General features: G+C 73.7%; 3 protein-coding genes. All 3 read left to right on the forward strand.

Going from position 1 to position 2,055, the window contains the following annotated elements:
- Positions 1 to 837: VMAP-C domain-containing protein (locus AOK24_RS43965; RefSeq protein ID WP_478078798.1), on the forward strand; the 837-nt coding region annotated here is incomplete at its 5' end.
- Between the two features lie 32 nt (positions 838 to 869).
- Positions 870 to 1,880, forward strand: coding sequence for an AAA family ATPase (locus AOK24_RS43970; RefSeq protein WP_055725411.1), 1,011 nt, complete (start codon positions 870 to 872; stop codon positions 1,878 to 1,880).
- Positions 1,870 to 2,055: hypothetical protein (locus AOK24_RS43975; protein WP_159052233.1), on the forward strand; the 186-nt coding region annotated here is incomplete at its 3' end. The genes AOK24_RS43970 and AOK24_RS43975, both read left to right, overlap by 11 nt.

A 2,055-nucleotide genomic window follows, 5' to 3' on the forward strand; every position in this document is an offset into this window, starting at 1 on the left:
CCGTTCGCCCCCGTCGGCGCACCCCCCGAATGGACCCCCATCCTCGTCGACCTCCATCACAGCGGCGCCGGCGACGACCGTGTCCGGGTCGAGGTCTCGGCGTACAGCGGTGGCCGCCGGCACCCGATCGGCTCGGACACCGTGCCGAAGGACGGGCTCGCGGAGTACGTGCAGCGCCAGATCGAGGCGGCGTTCCCGTTCCTGACGCCGGGCGCGGACGAGCTGATCGCGTTCGCGCTGCCCCGCAACTGGCTGGACCTGCCGGTGGATCGGTGGCCCAGCGGCCCCGACGACGAGACGCCGCTGGGCTGTTCGTTCCCGCTGGTCGTCACGGACCACGCGCGCCGCAAGAACAGCACCCGGCACGTCCTGACCCGGGCGTGGAAGCGGCTGGATTCCGTACCGGGCGCGCGAGTTCACCGCGTCGAGTGCGGGGACGCCGAGGAGCCGGTGAAGCTGCGGATGCGGCTGCGCAGACCGGACGCCTGCCTCGCGGGCTTCTCCACCGCCCCGGCCGCGCAGCGCACCCGCGCGCACTTCGACGTCACGCTCGTCGCGCCCGCGCCGATCGTCGTGTGGTCCCGCGAGGGCTGCGACAGCGGCCCGCAGGAGGAGTGCGCGGGCGGCGCCGGCTGCGCGGGCAAGACGTTCCTGGACCAGCTGGACTCCCGCGTGTCCGGGGTTCCGCCCGCCGAACTGCCGCGCCACATCATGGAATTGCGGGAGGAGGCGGCGGCCGAGGAGGAACACTGGGCGCGGGGCATCCAGCTTCTGTGGGACGATCCGCGGCTGTTCCCCGACCTGCCCGCGGCCCACAGCCACTCGCCGGTGGCCTGACCGACCCGACCCACGAGAAGAGCTCACCTCGCATGCCGCACTGGTCCGTCTACACCGGCTCGAACCAACCCCACGCCGGGATCCGGGAGTTGCCCGCCCCGCCGCCGTGGCGCGCCTTCGACGGTACGCCCGTCCTGCCCGCGCCGCGCGACACGGACGACGAGGCGGCGGTCTCCCCGGACCGCGTCCACCGCGCCCGTACGTACGTCGCGACCCCGGAGAGCGTCGAACTCGTCAACGCCGCCCTGATCCTGCGCCGCCCGCTCCTGGTGACGGGCCCGCCGGGCACCGGCAAGTCGTCCCTCGCGTACGCGGTGGCACGGGAGTTGGGGCTCGGCCCGGTGCTGCGCTGGAACATCACGAGCCGCAGCACCCTCACGGACGGCCTCTACCGCTACGACCCGCTGTCCCGCCTCTACGCGGCCCGCAGGGACGACGCGCACGACGGTGTCGAGGACCATCTGCGCCTCGGCCCCCTGGGCACGGCCCTGCTGCCGTACGAGCAGCCGCGCGTCCTGCTGGTCGACGAACTCGACAAGAGCGACCTGGACCTGCCGAACGACCTGCTGAACGTCCTGGAGGAGGGCCAGTACGACATCCCCGAACTCCTGCGCGCCGCAAGGAAGTCGGCGGACGACGGCCCGACCGTGGAGGTCCTCGCGGACGGCTCCGAGACGCCCGTGGAGATCACCCGGGGCCGGGTCCGCTGCCGCGCGTTCCCCTTCGTCGTCCTCACCAGCAACGGCGAACGCGAGTTCCCGCCCGCGTTCCTGCGCCGCTGTGTACGGCTGCGGCTGCGGCGCCCCGACCGCGCCCAGCTCACCGACATCGTCCGCGCGCACCTGGACACGCCGCCCGCCGAGGCGGAGCCGCTGATCGAACGTTTCCTGGAACGCGCCGCGAACGGCGACCTGGCGACCGACCAGCTCCTCAACGCCCTTTACCTGACCGGGGTCACGGGCCTGGACGCGGCCGACCGCAGCGAGCTGGCGGAGCGGCTCATGCCCTACCTGGACGCGGTGGCGGACGCGGATGGGCTCTGAGGGCGCCCTCGCGCGGCTGGCCGCCCTGCTGGACGCCACCGCCGAGGGAACGGGACCGACCCCGCGCGAACTGGCCGAAGCGCTGTGGCTCGCACGGCAGTTGAGCGACGACACCGAGACGCCGTCCCCCAACTCCCGTACGTCCCCCGCCCCTTCCGAGCCGCCCGTCCCGTGG

The organism is Streptomyces niveiscabiei, from assembly GCF_001419795.1.
Lineage (GTDB): Bacteria > Actinomycetota > Actinomycetes > Streptomycetales > Streptomycetaceae > Streptomyces > Streptomyces niveiscabiei.